19 protein-coding genes are annotated in these 19841 nt (G+C 44.5%); all 19 read left to right on the forward strand.

Going from position 1 to position 19841, the window contains the following annotated elements; genetic code table 11:
* The first annotated feature begins 2 nt into the window (after nt 1–2).
* Nucleotides 3–749 carry a 3-oxoacyl-[acyl-carrier-protein] reductase gene (fabG, locus tag K7399_RS03940; protein ID WP_028977927.1) on the forward strand — a complete coding sequence of 249 codons (747 nt, stop codon included), beginning with the start codon at nt 3–5 and terminating at the stop codon, nt 747–749.
* Nucleotides 750–863: 114 nt separating this feature from the next.
* Entirely contained in the window at nt 864–1106 is a 243-nt protein-coding gene (gene acpP, locus K7399_RS03945) for an acyl carrier protein (protein ID WP_010023240.1), read from the forward strand.
* Nucleotides 1107–1215: 109 nt separating this feature from the next.
* Nucleotides 1216–1950 carry a ribonuclease III gene (gene rnc / locus K7399_RS03950; protein ID WP_328286240.1) on the forward strand — a complete coding sequence of 245 codons (735 nt, stop codon included), beginning with the start codon at nt 1216–1218 and terminating at the stop codon, nt 1948–1950.
* 164 nt (nt 1951–2114) lie between these two features.
* Nucleotides 2115–5684, forward strand: coding sequence for a chromosome segregation protein SMC (gene smc, locus K7399_RS03955; protein ID WP_028977929.1), 3570 nt, complete (start codon nt 2115–2117; stop codon nt 5682–5684).
* 52 nt (nt 5685–5736) lie between these two features.
* A complete protein-coding gene (gene ftsY, locus K7399_RS03960; protein WP_028977930.1) occupies nt 5737–6738 on the forward strand; it encodes a signal recognition particle-docking protein FtsY in 1002 nt (333 codons plus the stop codon).
* Between the two features lie 93 nt (nt 6739–6831).
* A complete protein-coding gene (locus tag K7399_RS03965; protein WP_028977931.1) occupies nt 6832–7167 on the forward strand; it encodes a putative DNA-binding protein in 336 nt (111 codons plus the stop codon).
* A 12-nt stretch (nt 7168–7179) separates the two neighbouring features.
* Nucleotides 7180–8523 (forward strand): signal recognition particle protein, encoded by a 1344-nt coding sequence (gene ffh / locus K7399_RS03970; protein WP_028977932.1) that lies wholly within the window; start codon nt 7180–7182, stop codon nt 8521–8523.
* Nucleotides 8524–8561: 38 nt separating this feature from the next.
* Entirely contained in the window at nt 8562–8834 is a 273-nt protein-coding gene (rpsP, locus tag K7399_RS03975; protein WP_028977933.1) for a 30S ribosomal protein S16, read from the forward strand.
* 20 nt (nt 8835–8854) lie between these two features.
* Nucleotides 8855–9088 (forward strand): KH domain-containing protein, encoded by a 234-nt coding sequence (locus K7399_RS03980; RefSeq protein WP_028977934.1) that lies wholly within the window; start codon nt 8855–8857, stop codon nt 9086–9088.
* Between the two features lie 82 nt (nt 9089–9170).
* Nucleotides 9171–9698 (forward strand): ribosome maturation factor RimM, encoded by a 528-nt coding sequence (gene rimM, locus K7399_RS03985; protein ID WP_028977935.1) that lies wholly within the window; start codon nt 9171–9173, stop codon nt 9696–9698.
* Nucleotides 9688–10431 (forward strand): tRNA (guanosine(37)-N1)-methyltransferase TrmD, encoded by a 744-nt coding sequence (gene trmD, locus K7399_RS03990; protein ID WP_028977936.1) that lies wholly within the window; start codon nt 9688–9690, stop codon nt 10429–10431. The genes rimM and trmD overlap by 11 nt, the downstream gene beginning before the upstream one ends.
* A gap of 141 nt (nt 10432–10572) precedes the next feature.
* A complete protein-coding gene (rplS, locus tag K7399_RS03995) occupies nt 10573–10914 on the forward strand; it encodes a 50S ribosomal protein L19 (RefSeq protein WP_010023499.1) in 342 nt (113 codons plus the stop codon).
* Nucleotides 10915–11259: 345 nt separating this feature from the next.
* Nucleotides 11260–12126 carry a ribosome biogenesis GTPase YlqF gene (gene ylqF / locus K7399_RS04000; protein WP_028977938.1) on the forward strand — a complete coding sequence of 289 codons (867 nt, stop codon included), beginning with the start codon at nt 11260–11262 and terminating at the stop codon, nt 12124–12126.
* Nucleotides 12127–12194: 68 nt separating this feature from the next.
* Nucleotides 12195–12956 carry a ribonuclease HII gene (locus tag K7399_RS04005; protein WP_028977939.1) on the forward strand — a complete coding sequence of 254 codons (762 nt, stop codon included), beginning with the start codon at nt 12195–12197 and terminating at the stop codon, nt 12954–12956.
* A gap of 24 nt (nt 12957–12980) precedes the next feature.
* Nucleotides 12981–14510 carry a hypothetical protein gene (locus K7399_RS04010; RefSeq protein ID WP_028977940.1) on the forward strand — a complete coding sequence of 510 codons (1530 nt, stop codon included), beginning with the start codon at nt 12981–12983 and terminating at the stop codon, nt 14508–14510.
* Nucleotides 14510–14794 carry an EscU/YscU/HrcU family type III secretion system export apparatus switch protein gene (locus tag K7399_RS04015; protein ID WP_028977941.1) on the forward strand — a complete coding sequence of 95 codons (285 nt, stop codon included), beginning with the start codon at nt 14510–14512 and terminating at the stop codon, nt 14792–14794. The genes K7399_RS04010 and K7399_RS04015 overlap by 1 nt, the downstream gene beginning before the upstream one ends.
* 152 nt (nt 14795–14946) lie before the next feature.
* A complete protein-coding gene (gene dprA / locus K7399_RS04020) occupies nt 14947–15825 on the forward strand; it encodes a DNA-processing protein DprA (protein WP_028977942.1) in 879 nt (292 codons plus the stop codon).
* 137 nt (nt 15826–15962) lie between these two features.
* On the forward strand, nt 15963–18050 hold the full coding sequence (gene topA / locus K7399_RS04025; protein ID WP_028977943.1) for a type I DNA topoisomerase: 2088 nt from the start codon (nt 15963–15965) through the stop codon (nt 18048–18050).
* A 34-nt stretch (nt 18051–18084) separates the two neighbouring features.
* Nucleotides 18085–19392: an FADH(2)-oxidizing methylenetetrahydrofolate--tRNA-(uracil(54)-C(5))-methyltransferase TrmFO gene (gene trmFO, locus K7399_RS04030; protein WP_028977944.1), complete on the forward strand. Its 1308-nt coding sequence runs from the start codon at nt 18085–18087 to the stop codon at nt 19390–19392.
* Nucleotides 19393–19841: the final 449 nt, after the last annotated feature.

Here is a 19841-nt window from a genome sequence, read left to right on the forward strand (position 1 = left end):
ACATGGCACTTGAAGGAAAGATTGCCCTCGTCACGGGCGCTTCTAGAGGTATTGGCAGAGCAATTGCGTTAAAGCTTGCGCAACTCGGCGCTTCTGTCATTGTCAATTATTCAGGAAGCAAAACAAGAGCAGAGGACACCGCAGCAGAAATCCGCAGTACAGGCAGCGAAGCGCTTGTCTGGCAATGTGACATAGCCGATGAGCAAGCGGTTCAAAAAATGATAAAAGCAGCGATAGCGCATTTTGGAAAGATCGATATACTCGTTAATAATGCAGGAATTACGCGCGACGGATTGTTGATGCGCATGAAGGAAGCGGATTGGGATGCGGTTTTGAATACCAATCTAAAAGGTGTATTTTTAGCAACAAAAGCGGTTATTCGGCCAATGATGCGCCAAAAACAGGGAAGAATTATTAATGTAGCTTCTGTCGTCGGCATTTTAGGAAATGCCGGACAAGCGAACTATGTTGCCGCAAAGGCGGGTGTCATCGGTTTAACCAAATCTACAGCGCGGGAAGTCGCGTCTCGTGGGATAACGGTTAATGCCGTCGCACCTGGTTTTATCGTCACCGATATGACGGATCAATTGCCTGAAGAAGTAAAAGACAAGATGAAACAGGAGATTCCGCTTGGCCAACTTGGCACGCCAAAGGATGTCGCTAATGTTGTCGCCTTCCTTGCATCAGAAGATAGCAAATACATGACGGGGCAAACATTAAGTATTGACGGCGGTATGTCAATGCAATAAAATAATTGAGGTATGCTTGAAAAAAAGAGGCTTGGGCAACAGAAGAAATGTCGCACTGAAAGAAACTGCAGATGTTTTCCAGGTGGAAGGTGCCCCTCGAGAGGAGGTGAAGACATGGCAGCAGAAGATGTTTTGACACGTGTCAAGAAGATCGTTGTTGATCGATTGGGCGTAGACGAAGCAGACGTGAAGACTGAAGCTTCATTTAAAGAAGATCTCGACGCAGATTCACTTGACATTGTAGAACTTGTCATGGAACTTGAAGATGAATTTAATTTGGAAATCTCCGATGAAGATGCGGAAAAGATTCAAACCGTCGGTGACGTCGTATCTTACATAGAGAACCATAAATCCTGAGATTCTCTAAACCCATGGGTCCCGTTTTTATAAATCCGTTTATAAGGGCGGGACTTCTTATTTTTTATTGAATTGGGAAGAATGGATTTTGCGTTTGTTATCGGAGGTGATGTGTGTGCCAAGTTCAAAAAAAGAACTGAGCCACGAAAAAGAAGTAACGAAAAGGTTGCATCATTTTCTTGATGATTTTTCCTTTTCCTTTCAAAATGAATCAATATTAAAACAAGCATTTACGCATTCATCTTATGTGAATGAGCACCGTCGAGAGTCTCAGGATGATTACGAGCGACTCGAATTTCTTGGGGATGCGGTATTAGAGCTACTGATTTCGCAGCACTTATTTAAGAACTATCCTGAATTGTCTGAGGGAGATATGACAAAACTTCGCGCTGCAATCGTCTGCGAAACGGGCTTGTTTCAATTTGCTTCTTCGCTTTCCTTCGAAGAAATGATTTTTCTTGGCAGAGGTGAAGAAGTAACCGGGGGAAGAAAACGTCCTTCGTTGCTCGCGGATGTATTCGAAGCATTTGTTGGTGCGCTTTATCTCGATCAGGGACTTCAAGAGGTTGAGCGGTTTTTAGAAAAAGTCGTATATCCAAGAATCAGCGACGGTTCTTTTTCCCATGTGATGGATTACAAGAGTCAGCTTCAAGAAACCGTTCAACGAAAAAATCTTGGTGAACTGGATTATGAACTGATTTCAGAAAAGGGCCCGGCCCATCATCGCGAGTTTACGTCTCATGTGTTGCTCAATAGCGAAGTGATCGGGAAGGGCAAGGGACACTCAAAGAAAGACTCGGAGCAGAGCGCGGCATCAAAGGCGCTGAGAAATCTCGCCGAGTAACAAAAGCAGCCGGGAGATCTCGGCTGCTTTTGTTACAGGATAAGCGAGAATCGGGTATGCTCAAAGGAGCAGTTGATGGTGAGCCCAACTTGCTCTGTCACATGGAAGAAAGAAGCAGACGAAATCAATGAAGATGAATGACGGAATGAAACGGAGGGATTGAGATGTTCCTCAAACGATTGGATGTCTCAGGTTTTAAATCGTTTGCCAATAAGACAACGGTTGCATTTGTTCCAGGCGTGACTGCAGTTGTCGGGCCGAACGGAAGCGGGAAAAGCAATATTACTGAAGCGATCCGCTGGGTGCTTGGGGAGCAGTCGGCCAAATCCCTGCGCGGGTCGAAGATGGAAGATATCATTTTTTCAGGAAGCGATGCCAAAAAAGCGGTTAATATGGCTGAGGTTACCCTTACTCTAGAGAATAGTGATCGCTACATTCCAATGGATTACAGCGAAATTAGTGTGACGCGGAGAGTTTTTCGATCCGGGGAAAGTGAATTTCAACTCAACCGCCAAAGTTGCCGCTTAAAGGATATTGTTGACTTGTTCATGGATTCCGGATTAGGTAAAGAAGCGTATTCAGTGATCGGCCAAGGAAAAATTGACGAAATTCTAAATAGTAAAGCCGATGAGAAGCGGCGCATTTTTGAAGAAGCATCAGGCGTACTTAAATATAAATTACGCAAACAGGCTGCAGAAAAACAACTCAATGAATCTGAAGACAGCTTGAATCGTGTTGAGGATATTTTGCATGAATTAGCGGAACGACTCGAACCTCTAGAACAGCAGGCCTCTGTAGCCAAGGATTATTTAGCGAAAAAAAGCGAACTTGAAGAGGTTGATATTGCTCTGCTCGCTCATGATATTGAAACACTTCATCGTGAATGGACACAAACAAAGCAGCAGGTTGACGAATTAAAGACAAAAAAAGAAGCTTTGAGTACTGAGATCGATCAGCATGATCACATGTATCGGGACAATCGCTTGGCACTTGAGCAAATTGATCGAACGATTGAAGCAAAGCAAACCGCATGGGCAGAGGCAGGTGAACAACTGGAAAAGCTGCTTGGAAATCGGCAAGTATTAAATGAACGGAATAAACATGCACAAAGCAGTGCTGAAGAATTGAAGGATCGGATCACCCGGTTAAAGGAACAATTAGTCCGCGAAAAAGGACACGTCAAAGAGGCTTTTGCAAAGGATCAACAAGAAGCATCGATTCAGAGAGAACTTCAAAAGCAGCTGTCTGAAAAACAAAAAAAATTTCATGGCTTTGAACAAAATTTAGATGAACGAATCGAGAAACTGAAAAGCGACTATATTGAAATTCTGAATGAACAAGCATCGATGCGCAATGAGCGCCGCTACCTAACGGACCAAATTGAATCTTTGAAGACGAAAAAGACTCGCATTCAAACGAATACTGAAGAAGTAAAGAAAGTTGCTGAACAAGCAGGGAAGCGAAAGAAGGCGCTTGTTGAGAAACTGGAAGCAATGCAAAGAAATGGGAAACAGCTGCAAGTGGACTATGAGCGGTGTCAAACACGACTTGACAAAGGGCAAAAACGCTATGTGAAAGAGCGTGATGCCGTGGATCAAATCAGCCGGTTTATTGATCAGGCAAAGTCACGAAGGGAACTGCTCGAATCCTTGAAAGACGACTATGCCGGCTATTACCAAGGCGTCAAAGTAATCCTAAAGAACCGCAAACGTCTGTCGGGCATTCATGGCGCTGTCGCTGAATTAATCCAGCTGAAAAAAGCATACAGTACTGCTATTGAGACGGCCTTAGGAGCTTCTTCACAACATGTTGTGGTTTCAGATGAAGCAGCGGGCAGGCAAGCGATACAATTCCTTCGGCGCAACAAATCCGGACGTGCAACATTTTTGCCATTGTCGGTGATTCGCCCGAAATCAATTGGACGGTCAGAGCGCGCAAATCTGCAACAAATCGATGCTTTCATTGGTTCTGGTTCGGACCTTGTCACTTGTGCGCCGCAGTATCAAAAAATTATTGATTTTTTACTCGGAACGGTAATTATTTCAAAGCATTTGGAGGGCGCAAATCAGATCGCTCGGCTCGTGAATTACCGTTACCGAATTGTCACCTTGGAAGGCGATGTTGTTTCGCCAGGAGGTGCGATGACCGGGGGGAGCGCAAAACAGCGGCAAGCAAGTTTGATCGGCAGAAGTACGGAACTTGATGAACTCAGCCGTCAAATTAAAGAAATGACTGGGAAAAGAGACCAATTACATAAAGATTTCTCAGAACTTAAAAATCAAATTGCAGCCGATGAACTTGAGACAAATAAAATTCATGCACAGCTGCAGAAGGCACTGGATCAGTATCGTGAGATCGAGGTTCAGAAACGCGAAGCAGAAGCAGAAGAAAAAGCAGGTCAAGACAAATATCACTTGCTGACTAGAGAGAATGGCGACTTCAACTTAGAACACGAGAAAGTCAATGCTCGGTTAGCTGAAATTGACCGATTGTCTGTCGAATACGAAAAGAAAGGTACTGATCTTACAGCAGAGATTAGCAGCTTGACAAAGAGCCGTGAAGATATTGATTCCTCGAAAGCGGCCTTGCAGTCGGAAATTACGTCGCTTAAAGTTAAACTTGCTGAACAGATTCAGATTGCAGCACACCAAAAAGAACGTGCCGCACAATCAAAGGCTAAAGTGGATGAACTTGAGGCATCGATTGAAGCATTGCATGCATCGATGCAAGGGATCGATTCTGAAATGGCCGATCAGCACATGAATGAAGATAAATTAAAACAACGTATTGCCACTGCAAAAGAAGCAAAAACAGCTCTGGCTGATGAATTAACGTCGATGCGCAAAGAACGCAAAGAACGTCAAAGGGCTCTTGCAGATGACGAGTCAATGATTGCAAGCCGGCGCGATACACTGGACCGAATCACTGCGTTATATCAAGAGAAGAATGTGAATCTCGGTCGAATGGATGTTCAACTGGATCATCTTTTAGATACATTAAGGGATGAGTATGAACTTACGATCGAAGCTGCAAAAGAAAAATACACATTAACGATGGATGTTTCCGATGCGCGCAAAAAAGTCAAACTGATTAAGCGAGCGATTGAGGAGCTTGGGACGGTCAATCTTGGCGCCATTGACGAACACAGAGCAGTTCAGGAGCGCCATCAGTTTTTGACCAGCCAGAGAGATGATCTGCTGAAAGCGCGTGAGACGCTGAACCATGTCATGACTGAGATGGATCAAGTGGTTGAAAAACGCTTCACAGAAACCTTCACACAGATTCGCAAACATTTTCGAACTGTTTTTCAAGAACTGTTCGGCGGTGGACGCGCTGATCTACAGTTGATTGACCCTGAGGATATGCTGACAAGCGGCGTCGATATTCTTGCTGAACCGCCTGGCAAAAAGCTGCAGAGACTCTCGCTCCTTTCAGGGGGTGAGCGCGCACTAACCGCAATTGCGCTTCTCTTTGCCATTTTAAAGGTTCGTCCGGTACCTTTTTGTGTCTTAGATGAAGTGGAAGCAGCACTTGATGATGCCAATGTGGACCGTTATGCCGCCTTTCTGAAAAAGTTCAGTGCCGAAACACAATTTATCGTGGTGACGCACAGACACGGGACAATGGAACGCTCGGATGTGCTTTACGGCGTTACGATGCAGGAATCCGGTGTATCGCGGCTTGTTTCGGTACGCTTGGAAGATACGGAGGAATTACTTACTGTGGGAAGCTAACACGTTTTGGCACGCGTAGTGCAAAACGCGCATATAACGAGGAGGAGTAAAGATGAACTTCTTTAATAAAATGAAAGATAAATTAACAGGAAAAAGCACCGCAATGAACGAAAAGTTCAAGGATGGATTAACGAAAACAAGAAAAACATTCGCCGAGCGCATGAATCAGCTTGTCAAAAGATATCGCAAGGTTGATGAGGACTTTTTCGATGAGCTGGAAGAAATACTCATTGAATCCGATGTTGGCATGAATACGGTAATGGATTTAGTGGATCGGCTCAAAGATGAATCACGCGCACGCAACATTAAAGATACGGACAAATTGAAGGACGTTATTGTTGAAGTGCTTGCTGAGTTCTTGACAAAAGACAATGAAGAAACCAAACTCAACATGAATCCGAACGGTTTGACAGTGATCCTTGTGGTCGGCGTAAATGGCGCGGGAAAAACGACCACGGTTGGTAAATTAGCCGGGCGATTGAAAAATGAGGGAAAACATGTACTGCTGGCTGCTGCCGATACATTCAGGGCAGGAGCCATTGAGCAGCTTCAAGTTTGGGGCGACCGAACCGGTATTGACGTCATAAAGCATCAAGAAGGATCCGATCCGGCTTCTGTTGTCTATGATGCCATGCAGGCCGCTAAGTCGCGAAAAGTTGATGTGCTTATCTGTGACACGGCCGGAAGATTGCAAAATAAAGTGAATTTAATGAAGGAACTTGAAAAAATTAAGCGCGTCATTTCAAGAGAGTGCCCCGGAGCGCCGCATGAAGTACTTCTCGTGCTTGATGCGACGACCGGGCAGAATGCATTAAGCCAAGCAAAACTTTTCCGCCAAGCGTCAGAGGTCACCGGAATTGCACTGACAAAGCTAGATGGAACCGCAAAAGGCGGTATTGTACTTGCCATTCGTAATGAGATGGATATTCCAGTGAAGTTAGTCGGGCTCGGCGAACAGCTGAATGATTTACAGACGTTTGATGCAGATGCTTTCCTTTATGGACTATTCTCGGAACTTTTTCAGAATGAGAACGAAGATACGGAAGACCAATAATGCACTCCTCATTAAGAAAACTTGACACGGATACGAAAAAACTGTATGATTTACCAGTAAAGTAAAAAGCCTTTACAGTCAAGGGGATTTGCTATGCTTGAGAAGGTTTTACGCGTTAACGCCCTATATGATTTTTATCAGCCGCTTCTCACCCCGAAACAACAGGAGTATCTCAATCTTTACTATCTCAATGATTTTTCTCTTGGGGAAATTGCGGAAAAAAGTCAAGTAACGAGACAAGCTGTTCATGACAACTTGAAGCGGGCGGAACATGCTCTCGAAGCGTTTGAGGAAAAGCTTGGGTTGTTTCGCAAACATGAGGTTCGCCTTTCCGTAATTTCGAAAATGAGGGCACTATCCGGTCATTTAAATAGTGAAGAACGTGAAAAACTAGATTCTTTTCTCAATGAACTGGAGAATTTAGATTAGGATGTGAGAAGTATGGCATTTGAAAGTCTTTCGGACAGATTGCAAGCGACGATGAAAAAGATTCGCGGCAGAGGCAAAGTCTCCGAGAATGATGTCAAACAAATGATGCGTGAAATACGCCTTGCACTTCTTGAAGCCGATGTTAATTTTAAGGTTGTAAAAGCCTTTATTAAAAAGGTTCAAGAGCGGGCGGTCGGTCAGGAAGTTATGAAAAGTCTGACCCCGGGTCAGCAGATCATAAAAGTCGTTCAAGAAGAGCTTACCGAGCTGATGGGCGGCGAGCAGACCAAACTGAACTTTTCTTTGAAACCGCCAACGGTGCTTCTTTTTGTTGGCCTTCAAGGGGCAGGTAAAACGACCTCTGCAGCAAAACTTGCCAACCATATTCGAAAGAACAATAATAAAAAGCCGCTGATGATTGCAGCAGATATCTATCGTCCTGCAGCGATAAAGCAGTTACAGACGTTAGGGGCACAGTTAAGCATTCCGGTATTTTCACTTGGCGATCAAGTTAACCCGGTTGATATTGTTCGTCAAGGTATGGATCAGGCAAGGGCGGATCACAATGATTTGGTGATCATTGATACTGCCGGTCGGCTTCACATTGATGAAGGATTAATGAATGAACTGGACCAGATTAAGGAAGTCAGTCATCCAGATGAAGTTTTTCTTGTCGTCGATGCGATGACCGGACAGGATGCCGTTAACGTTGCCCGTGCGTTCAATGATCGTTTGGATCTCACAGGGGTCATTATGACCAAACTTGATGGCGATACACGTGGCGGAGCAGCCTTGTCGATTCGCTCAGTCACTGGTAAGCCGATTAAGTTCGTCGGTATGGGCGAGAAGATGGATGCACTTGAACCTTTTCATCCGGATCGCATGGCTTCGCGAATTCTTGGTATGGGCGATGTCCTCTCGCTGATTGAAAAAGCTCAGGCAACAATTGACGAAGAAAAAGCGCGCGATATGCAGCAAAAGCTGCTCTCGGTGAGCTTTACCTTTGACGATTTTCTTGAGCAAATTGGTCAGGTTCGTAATATGGGACCACTCGAAGATCTGCTTGCGATGATGCCTGGAGCAAATAAGTTCAAAGGCATGAAAAACATGCAGATTGACGAGAAAAAGATTGATCAGACAGAGGCCATTATCCGTTCCATGACATCCCATGAGAAAACGGAGCCGGAGATTATTAATGCAAGTCGCAAAAAGCGGATTGCACTCGGGAGCGGAACCTCTGTCGCTGATGTCAATCGCCTGCTCAAACAGTTCAAGGACATGAAAAAAATGATGAAACAGTTTATGGGCAAGGCAAAAGGCAAGAAACGCAATCCTTTTAATTTACCATTTATGTAAGTCCATTAAATTTGATTAAAATTAGGAGTTGTTCGATTATGTCAGTTAAAATTCGTCTCAAACGCATGGGTGCTAAGAAGCGTCCTTTCTACAGAGTTGTTGTTGCAGACTCACGTTCACCGCGTGACGGTCGTTTTATCGAAGAAATCGGTACGTACAATCCGGTAGCAACACCGAAATCGTTCACGGTTGATGAAGAAAAAGCACTGGATTGGCTGCAAAAAGGTGCCCAACCGTCGGACACGGTGCGCAACCTGTTCTCTAAAGAAGGGCTTATGGAGAAATTCCACCTTGCGAAACTACAAAAATAATGATTGAGGGCGGCAGATGAATGGAAGCATTAATTAAAGCCATTGTATTTCCGCTCATTGATGATTATGAACATGTTCAGATTAAGAAACGGGTAACGCCGGACCGTGTGACGACCTATGTGCTTACAGTTGCCAAACCGGACATGGGAAGAATTATTGGCAAACACGGTCAAGTTGCTGAGGCTGTGAGATCAATCATTTCCGCGGTTGGCAATGCGAACGGTATAAAAACCCGTTTCTTAATCCGAGAATAACCAAGAAAAAGAGAAGGGGAATGTGCCCTTCTCTTTTTCGCCATACATAACCCCGCAGCATTATACCCAAGGAGGCTCATCAATGGCTGTTCAGTGGCTTTATGTTGGAAAAATTGTAAACACGCAGGGAATCCGTGGTGAGGTGCGTGTAATCAGCGCTACCGATTTTGCGGACGAACGCTATGCAAAAGGTGCTACGCTCTATGTACGCGATCAGAAAAACGGTGATTATAAGCCGCTGAAGGTAAGCAATTACCGGAAACACAAACAATTTGATTGTTTGAAATTTGAAGGCCTTCCATCGATTAATGATGTAGAAAAGTATAAAGGGTGCTCACTGTTTGTAACAGAAGCACAATTATCTGAGCTTGAGGAAGGCGACTTTTATTATCATCAGATCATCGGTATGGACGTAATCACCGATACAGGAAAAGAACTGGGAACCATTAAAGAGATTCTGTCTCCAGGTGCAAATGATGTCTGGGTTGTGGATACCGGTGCAGCGGATGTTTTAATTCCTTATATTCGCGATGTTGTGAGAAAAGTCGATATGAAAACGAAAAAAGTGATCGTTCACTTAATCCCGGGGTTGATTGACCATGAAGATTGACATCCTTTCCCTTTTTCCAGAAATGTTTGACGGTGTCTTGCAAAGCTCAATCATCGGTAAAGCAGCGGAAAAAGGTGCTGTTTCTTTTAGGGTAACAAATTTCAGAGATTTCACGACGAACAAACATAATAAGGTTGACGACTACCCGTTTGGCGGCGGAGCAGGTATGGTTCTGATGCCGCAACCACTGTTTGACGCCGTTGATGCGGTACGCAGTAAGCAATGTGCAAAACCGCGCATTATTTTAACCTCGCCACAGGGCAAACCATTTAAGCAACGCGATGCAGAGTTGCTTTCAAAGGAGTCTGGCCTTATTTTTATTTGTGGTCATTATGAAGGCTTTGATGAGCGAATTCCGCAACACTTGGCAACCGATGAATATTCGATTGGGGACTTTGTAATGACTGGCGGGGAGCTTGCCGCAATGGCGATGATCGACAGTGTTGTTCGTCTTCTTCCTGGAGTACTGGGAAATGATACATCGGCAGTAACAGACTCATTTTCCACCGGCTTATTAGAGCATCCGCATTATACCCGACCGGCTGATTTTCGAGGAATGAAAGTCCCTGATCTACTGCTCTCGGGGAATCATGAAAAGATTGCGGAATGGCGCTTAAAAGAATCGCTTCGCCGAACCTATGAACGACGGCCGGATCTGCTTGAAGGACTTTGTTTAACCGATCAAGAAGAAAAATGGCTGCGTGCATGGGAAAAGGATTCTGACAATAAGTAACCGATGCATGGGTACAAAAAAGCTTGCAACCAATCTTTTAATTATGTTATGATTGAATGCGTGGCAATTGCCAGTGAATACGATGTTCCGCTGCGTTCTATAAGGATGCATGAGCATTTGTGCGGAAGGAGGACATTCCTCATGTCTCATATTATTGATGAAATTACCAAAGAACAACTGCGTTCAGATCTCCCGGATTTTCGTCCTGGCGATACGCTCAAAGTGCACGTAAAGATCGTTGAAGGTTCACACGAACGTATTCAGGTCTTTGAAGGTGTTGTGATCAAACGTCATGGCAGCGGCATTAGCGCAACGTTTACCGTACGTAAGATTTCTTACGGTGTTGGTGTTGAACGTGCGTTCCCAGTGAACTCGCCGAAGATCGATAAGATCGAAGTGGTTCGTCATGGTAAAGTACGTCGTGCGAAGTTGTACTATCTGCGTGCTCTGCGTGGTAAAAAAGCACGTATTAAGAGCAGATAAGCGATTTGAACGTCAAAGTACACAGAAACAAAAAGGAGAGGCTTGGGGTGACCGAGCCTCTTCGTTTTTTTACGAGATAAGAAGTCATAAAATTTGCGTTTGACGGTTACGGAGAAGAAGTAGAAGATCTTTAATAAATCAGCCACAGATACGAAAGGCGAGACGCTTGCAGGATCAGCGAGCCAAGGAAGGTACCCTAGGAAATGGAGTGTACGCGGAGGCTCTCGGACTGTACTTTTTTTCTGAAACCGATATTATTTACGTCTCCGGAGTATTTGCGGATGGGACAGACGTTACTGAAGCGCATAACCGAACTGAAGAAAATTTAGATTGGAGGATTATATAATGGCGATTCAATGGTATCCCGGCCATATGGCCAAAGCAAAGCGACAGATGATTGAGAAAATCAAGCAAATCGATGTTGTGATCGAACTGGTTGACAGCAGGGTTCCAATGTCTTCAAGAAATCCACTGGTAGACGAAATTGCAACAGGGAAACCGAGACTTTTGCTGATGAATAAAATGGATATGGCGGATCGACGTGCGACAAAAGCATGGCAGAATTATTTTGAAGGGCATGGTTTAAAAGTTCATTTGGTGAACAGTCAAACCGGACAAGGCGTTTCCATGATTCCAGAAGCTGTCCGCCAGTTGACTGCTACAAGGAGAAAGAAATTGGAGGACAAAGGTTTCCGACCACATGCAGATCGCGCCTTGATTTTAGGTATTCCTAATGTTGGGAAATCGACCTTGATTAACCGTCTTGCTGGGAAAAAGATCGCAAAAATCGGCGATCGTCCAGGGGTGACGACGGCTCAGCAATGGATTAAGGTTGGAAAGACAATGGAACTGCTGGATACACCGGGGATCTTATGGCCGAAATTCGATGATCCACAAGTCGGTCTCCGTCTTGCGGCAACCGGTGCAATTAAGGAGGAATTGCTTGATTTTCAAGAAATCGCGTTCTTCTTAATAAAAACAATGCTCGTTTATTATCGAGAAGCTTTTGCAAAGCGTTTTCAATTAACCGATCTTCCTGAACTTGATGGAGTGGACGATCAGAACCTAATTATCAAGGTATTTGATCAAATTGGTAAAAAAAGAGGTTGCTTAATGAGCGGCGGTATGATTAATTATGATCGCGTTTCTGAGCTAATTATTCGCGATTTTAGAGGACAAAAAATTGGACCATTAACACTTGAATGGCCGTGAATGGTGTCTGAAGTGCTAAATAGATAGGTAACTGCGTCCGATATAGAGAATACAGGGGAAGAAAATAAATGAGACGAATGACGATTGCTGAACTTAAAACGAGATTATCGGATGGTATTAGTCTAAGTGAAGAGGAGCAGCAGCAGCTTCGTACCGATTCGCGTGCGGGTGTCCGGCAGCTCTTGGTTAAATGGGAGAAGAAACGCGCACATCTGCAAGCTCTCGTTGAACGGTACCATCAAATGAATCACTTTGAGAACGAAGCTCGGCTGGCTGGTGCGCAACGAGTTGCCGGCATTGATGAGGCAGGTCGCGGTCCGCTGGCCGGCCCGGTTGTGGCAGCCTGCGTTGTGCTCAAACCTGAGACGGTGATACCGGGGATTAACGATTCAAAACAACTCACTGCGGCAAAACGGGACTTCTTATACGATCAAATACGTGAATCCGCAGCGTTTTACGGGATCGGAATTGCATCGGCTCAGGAAATCGATGCAATCAATATTTATCAAGCGGCCAAAAAAGCAATGGTACGGGCAGTCAAGCAAATGGATCGCCAGCCGGATCATTTGCTGATCGATGCGATGGAACTACCGCTAGACATTCCGCAAACGTCACTGATCAAAGGTGATGCGCGCAGCAACTCCATTGCAGCAGCGTCCATTCTGGCTAAAGTAACGCGGGATCGTTTGATGTGTGATCTTGATTCCGTTTATCCCGGATACGATTTTGCATCTCATAAAGGATATGGAACAAAAGCTCATTTAAAGGCGATCGAGCGCTTAGGCACATGTCCGGAACACCGAATGACCTTTGCGCCCCTTAAATCGTGAACACGCCTATGAGAAGGTGATTGTGTGAACTTCCAGCCTTATGCAATCAGTCAAAGCCAAATGATCGGTGCCTATGCTCCGGAACAAATACTGCGCGGCAAGGTTCTTGAACTGCTTCCCGACCGAACCGCCATTGTCCGGCTTGGTGCAAAGCAAATCGTGGCAAAGGTTGCAGCTGTGGAACCGCCATTGGAAATGGGAAAGGAATACTTATTTCAGCTTGAGCAAAAGCCAAATGAAGTGCGTGCGAAGCTGATTGCGCGCACACCTTCTGCATCGTTTACGGAACATGTACATAATGCAGCTGATTCGGTCACTCAGGCCCTCGACTTGAAAAATGATGGATTGACCCGAAAAATTGTTCAATTCTTTCTCGATCACAACATGCCGGTCTCGCGAGAACCGATTCAGCATGTGCGTGCGCTATTATCGATGAGTCGGGATTTAGCGACAGACTTGCAAGCAGTTCGCTGGCTGCAAGAGAAGCAGCTGCCGCTTTCAGAATCCTTTTTTAAAGCTGCCCGGGCATTGTCAGGGTCAGATCCGATACAGACGCAGCTCAATCAGTTGATTCAAGTGGTTGAGCAGATGCAGTCAGATCATCCGGCCATCCAAAAGTTGAAAGCCGCACTGCACGCTTTCATCGACTTCCCTCCGCAACAGGCGATTGCAAAATTCTTGCATCAAATCGGTGCTGAGAAGAGCGGTACGTTGTTAACGGAATATCTGTCGACCCAAGCAGGCACCGCTCACACAAACGATCTTAGACCAGCTGTCGCTTCATTTATCGCTGGGGCCAATGAACCCAAAGCACTTGCTATACTGTTAAACAAGATGAGTCTGAAACAAACGCCACAACAATTTTTTGAAAACTTTTTCACATTTGTCACAGAACATTCGGAAATTAAACAACCGTTTCATGCAGGTGATGGGGAAAACTTATTTTTCACGATGCTTAAGAAATTGGGATTCGACTACGAATTTCGGATCGGTCAACAGCAAGAGGCACAGACAAAAGAAAGCAGTTTGCCTTTGGATACCTTGAAGGGGCACTTGGTTGCAGTTTCCCAAAATCAGACAATGCCGCAATCAGTTCGTGAAACAGCGCAGATGATTGTTCAAAAGATTACCGGGCAACAATTGCAACTGGCAGCAGCTGATCCATTTGTTGCACAGTTTTCTTTGCAGATTCCCGTTCCCCATAATCAATCGCTGACGAATGTGTCGGTATATCTTGAAAGCAAACGGGACAGAAAGGGAAAGTTGGATCCGGATTCATGCACCATTGCACTATTACTTGACCTCGCACATCTGAAAGAAACCTTGATCACGCTGTATAGTCAAAATCGCTGCTTGTCAATCAATATACAAAATGATCACATGGATGTGCGCCCCTTTTTAAAAGCTGGAGAATCTCTGCTGAGTAAACGGCTTGCAGCCTTGGGTTACCGATTGCTTTCCTTGTCTCAGTCTGCCCAAATTGATGAACAGCTAAAAAAAAGAGTGTCTGAACCGCTCACCCAAACCACTTATCGTATGGATGTGGAAATATAATGGTACATTCTGAACGAAAGAAGAAAGCTGTTGCACTGAGTTATCAAAAAGGAGAAGATCAGGCGCCGCGGGTCGTTGCTAAAGGAGATGATCAACTGGCGGAGCGTATCATTATGGAGGCGAAACAGCATCATGTTCCTATTCAAGAAGACCCTGAACTTGTCTCAGTACTTGGGCAGCTCGACTTGGAACAGACGATTCCGCCTGAACTCTATCAAATCGTTGCGGAATTATTTGATTTCATCTATACTGTGGATGAACAAGTTTCAGAAAAAAAAGAATGAAAAAATAATTTGACCTCATTTTGACTGCCGTTTGCTACTTCCGCTTAGGTGCCCTCATGCTCTAATCGCTTACCTGATTTCGCTTGATCCCTTCTTTTATTTGTTTAATCGTTTTTATTGTACACTACTTTTTTGTATTGGCAGGTGTGTCCATGGATCACTTTACACGTGAATTAATTGTCCTCAATCATTGTCGCGGAGTGGGCAGAAAGATGATTTGGCGACTGTTGCAACGAGATCCGAATTTAATCCGCTTCCGCAACTATTCAACACGTGATATCCAGCAATTTTTTCATTTATCTCAAGCAAAAGCAACGATTTTTGTTGACGATCTTCATCAGCTAGACGCCAATAAACTGCTGTCAATGCTTCACGCACAGCAGATTACCCCCATATCCTTTCAACATTCATCGTATCCTAAATTATTGAAGCATATTTTTGACCCGCCGTATTTAATCTATGCCAAAGGAAATGTTTCGTTATTAAATGAAACAAAAATGCTAAGTGTAGTAGGTACGAGGCATCCAAGTCGTGAAGCACTTCAGATTATTAACAAAATTGTCGTTCCGTTAATTAAGAGTGGGTGGACCATTGTCAGCGGAATGGCGATGGGAATCGATGGGATGGCGCACCAGCAGGCATTGGCGCATCAAACGATTGCCGTGCTTGGTTCCGGACTGAACCACCCTTACCCAAGGCAGAACCATTTCCTGTTCAAACAGATGTGTGCTGCGCAGCTTGTGATCAGTGAGTATCCACCTGATGCCCGGCCGGAACGTTGGCGTTTCCCAGAACGAAATCGAATCATAAGCGGAATGACATTGGGAACATTAGTGATTGAGGCAAAAGAAAAGAGCGGTTCGTTAATTACTGCTGATCAAGCCCTTGATCAAGGTCGTGATGTGTTTGCGGTTCCGGGCTCTATTTTTAAGGAAACCTGTGGTGGAACGCATCGTCTTATTCAGCAAGGCGCGAAACTGGTCTGTGATTGGCAGGATATTATCCAGGAATTAAATTGGAGAATGGAATAATATTACGAAAAGAGGCCGGCGATTCGGCTTTCCTTACGGATCATTGACCTTGCAGTCCTGTTAATGTTTGACAAAGCTTTCATCAATCATTACTATTAGTGAAGATTTGACTATTCACAGAAAGGGGGAGAACAATCATGAATGATTATCTCGTCATTGTCGAATCTCCCGCTAAAGCGAAAACAATAAAGCGTTATCTTGGTTCAAAATATGAAGTGAAGGCATCAATGGGGCATGTTCGCGATCTGCCGAAAAGTCAGATGGGCATTGATGTGAATGATCACTTTAAGCCGCGTTATATTACGATTCGCGGAAAAGGACCAGTGCTCAAAGAACTGAAAAGTGCCGCAAAAAAAGCGAAAAAAGTATACCTTGCAGCCGACCCCGATCGCGAAGGAGAAGCAATTGCATGGCATCTTGCTCACAGTCTTGATATCGATGATCATTCCGCCTGCCGCGTTGTTTTTAACGAAATTACGAAACCGGCGATTAAGGCAGCGTTTAAAAAGCCGCGTACGATCAACATGGACTTGGTTGATGCACAACAAGCAAGACGTATTCTCGATCGGCTTGTCGGTTATAACATTAGCCCACTTTTATGGAAAAAGGTGAAAAAAGGGCTGAGTGCTGGACGTGTTCAATCGGTCGCACTGCGTATGATCATGGAACGCGAAAAAGAAATAAAAGCATTCGTTCCGGAAGAATACTGGTCGATCGGCAGCTCCTTTCGAGTCGGCGACGAATCGTTTGAGGCTGCATTCTACGGCATTGACGGAAAAAAGAAAGAATTGAAAACTGAGGATGATGTAAAAAACGTCCTCGCAAAGATAAAGGATCAAACGTTTACCGTTCAAAACGTTCAGAAGAAAGAACGCCTGCGCTATCCGGTTGTGCCCTTTACGACTTCCTCGCTGCAGCAGGAAGCTGCGAGAAAGCTGAATTTCAGAGCGCGAAAAACCATGATGATTGCGCAGCAGCTTTACGAAGGAATTGCGCTTGGCAAACAAGGCAGCACCGGACTCATTACTTATATGAGAACAGATTCTACACGCATTTCCGAGGTTGCTAAAACGGAAGCAAAATCCTTTATTTTTGAGAATTACGGCGAAAACTATTATAATAATAAACCTCAGAAAGCTAAAAAATCGGAAAATACACAAGATGCCCATGAAGGTGTGCGTCCCACCTCTGTATTGAGGCAGCCAAAGGAAATAAAAGACTATTTGAGCCGTGATCAATATAAGTTGTATAAGCTTATTTGGGAGCGCTTCGTTGCAAGTCAAATGGCACCGGCAATTTTGGATACAGTACGTGCAGATCTTGAACAGAACGGGGTTATATTCCGGGCATCAGGTTCTAAGGTTAAATTTCAAGGGTTTATGAAGGTTTACGTTGAAGGCAGTGATGATCCGAAAAAGAAGACTGCTGCAAAGGCTAAAGAGAATGATCTTCCTGAACTGGAGAATGGAATGCAAGCGCTGCAAGATCAAACAGATCCGAAACAGCATTTTACCCAACCGCCGCCACGCTATACCGAAGCAACACTCGTGAAAAAAATGGAAGAAATCGGAATTGGTCGGCCTTCTACCTATGCACCGACGATTGATACGATTCAGCGACGCAACTATGTGACAATGGACGCGAAGCGATTTGTGCCTACTGAACTAGGCGAGGTCGTACTGAATCTGATTGTTGAATTTTTTCCTGAAATCATAAATATTGATTTTACGGCTAAGATGGAAACAGATTTGGACGAAGTTGAAGAGGGCCAAAGAAACTGGATTACTCTGATTGATCATTTCTATGAGGACTTCTCAAAGCGGCTGGCCAAAGCTGAAAAGGAAATGCAGTCGGTATCCATTAAAGATGAGCCTGCAGGCATTAAATGTGAGAAATGTGGGCATGAAATGGTTTATAAGATGGGAAGGTTCGGCAAGTTCCTTGCATGTTCCAACTTTCCGGAATGCCGAAATACAAAACCAATATTGAAGAAAACAGGTGTACCGTGCCCAAAATGCGGTAAAGGTGAGGTCGTTGAGCGCAGAAGCAAAAAAAGGCGTATTTTCTACGGATGCGATCGTTATCCTGAATGTGACTTTGTCTCATGGGACAAACCGATTCAGCGCAAGTGTCCAAAATGTGATTCCTATTTGGTTGAAAAAAAGACGAAAAACGGCAAATCCGTTGAGTGTCCGAAATGCGACTATAAAGAAGAGGCACAGTAATCGTCTGAAATGATTAAAGAAATGAGGAAGATTAATGGCAGGACAATCAGTCAATGTTATCGGTGCCGGGCTAGCAGGCAGTGAAGCAGCATGGCAGATCGCAAAAAGAGGCATTCCAGTTACACTCTACGAAATGCGCCCGAAAAAGCAGACACCGGCGCATCATACGGATAAATTTGCGGAACTTGTATGCACCAACTCGCTTCGATCAAACAGTCTTACCAATGCGGTTGGCATCCTTAAAGAAGAGATGCGTCGCCTTGACTCATTGATTATTGCCGCTGCCGACTCCGCAGCAGTTCCGGCAGGGGGAGCCCTTGCCGTTGATCGTCATGATTTTTCCGGGATTGTCACAAGTAAACTAAAAGAATTGCCGAATGTAACCGTAATAAATGATGAGGCGGCAACCATTCCGCAGGCGCCGACGATCATCGCTACCGGTCCATTAACCTCTGCATCGCTATCAGAAGAGATAAAGCGTTTGACGGGTGAAGATTATTTTTATTTTTATGATGCTGCAGCACCTATTATTGATGGGGAAACGATTAATCGTGATAAGGTTTATTTAAAATCACGGTATGACAAGGGCGATGCGGCGTATTTAAATTGTCCGATGAACAAGGAGGAATTTGAGGCATTCTTCCATGAGCTGACGACTGCTGAGACCGCTCCTTTAAAAGCGTTTGAACAAGAGAAGTATTTTAGCGGCTGCATGCCCGTTGAAATTATGGCAAGGCAAGGCGCAAAAACCCTTTTGTTTGGTCCTTTGAAACCGGTCGGTCTAGAAGATCCTAAGACCGGCAAGCGGCCGTACGCGGTTGTGCAGCTGCGGCAAGACAATTCTGCGGGTACACTTTTTAATATGGTAGGGTTCCAAACGCATTTGAAATGGGGCGAGCAGAAACGTGTCTTTCATCTGATTCCTGGTTTGGAAGATGCAGAGATTGTGCGTTATGGTGTGATGCATCGAAATACATTTCTTAACGCTCCATCTTTACTCAAGCCAACGTATCAGACAAAGGTGAACGATAAGCTGTTTTTTGCAGGGCAAATGACCGGTGTTGAAGGCTATGTGGAATCGGCAGCTTCAGGACTAATTGCTGGAATCAATGCAGCGCGTCTCGCAGTGGCAGAACTGCCCATGAAATTCCCAAAAGAAACTGTAATTGGCAGTATGGCCCACTACATTACAACGGCCAGTTCAAAGAATTTTCAGCCGATGAATGCAAACTTTGGTTTATTGCCACCGTTGAATGAACGCATTAAGGATAAAAAAATACGTGGAGAACGCTATGCTGCACGAGCGTTAGACAGCCTCAATGATTTTGTTATAAAATTATAAATATTATTGCTAATTTAAATACCGTGTGCTAACATAAGTAAGCAGGATTTGTCGGTTTAGCGAGTTTTCCTTGATCATCATAACTATAGATGTTTTAATACGAGAATTTTTGACCATTTATAGATTTTATAGAAACAGTAATGGATGACACAGACCGAATCAGGGGGCTCAGTACAATGGGGGGGTGCCTGCCCATCGTATTGCGGCTTTATTTTATGAAAGCGTATAAAGATTCAATATTCTGACGAGACTGCAAGCGATGCTTCTTTGCATTGCAGATAGGGTACACGGTTTGAAAACTTCTTGGTTGGGAAGATTGACTACAATTTTTGGAAAACTAATTATGTTTAACCCAATAGAACAGATTCGATTCATTTGCTGCGGTCTGCATTTAAAAGCGGATGGCAAATGGACTCATTAGGATTGTACAAGTAGTTGTTTCTCAGCCA

Origin of the sequence: Sporolactobacillus terrae (genome assembly GCF_019930545.1) — a bacterium.
Classification (GTDB): domain Bacteria; phylum Bacillota; class Bacilli; order Bacillales; family Sporolactobacillaceae; genus Sporolactobacillus; species Sporolactobacillus terrae.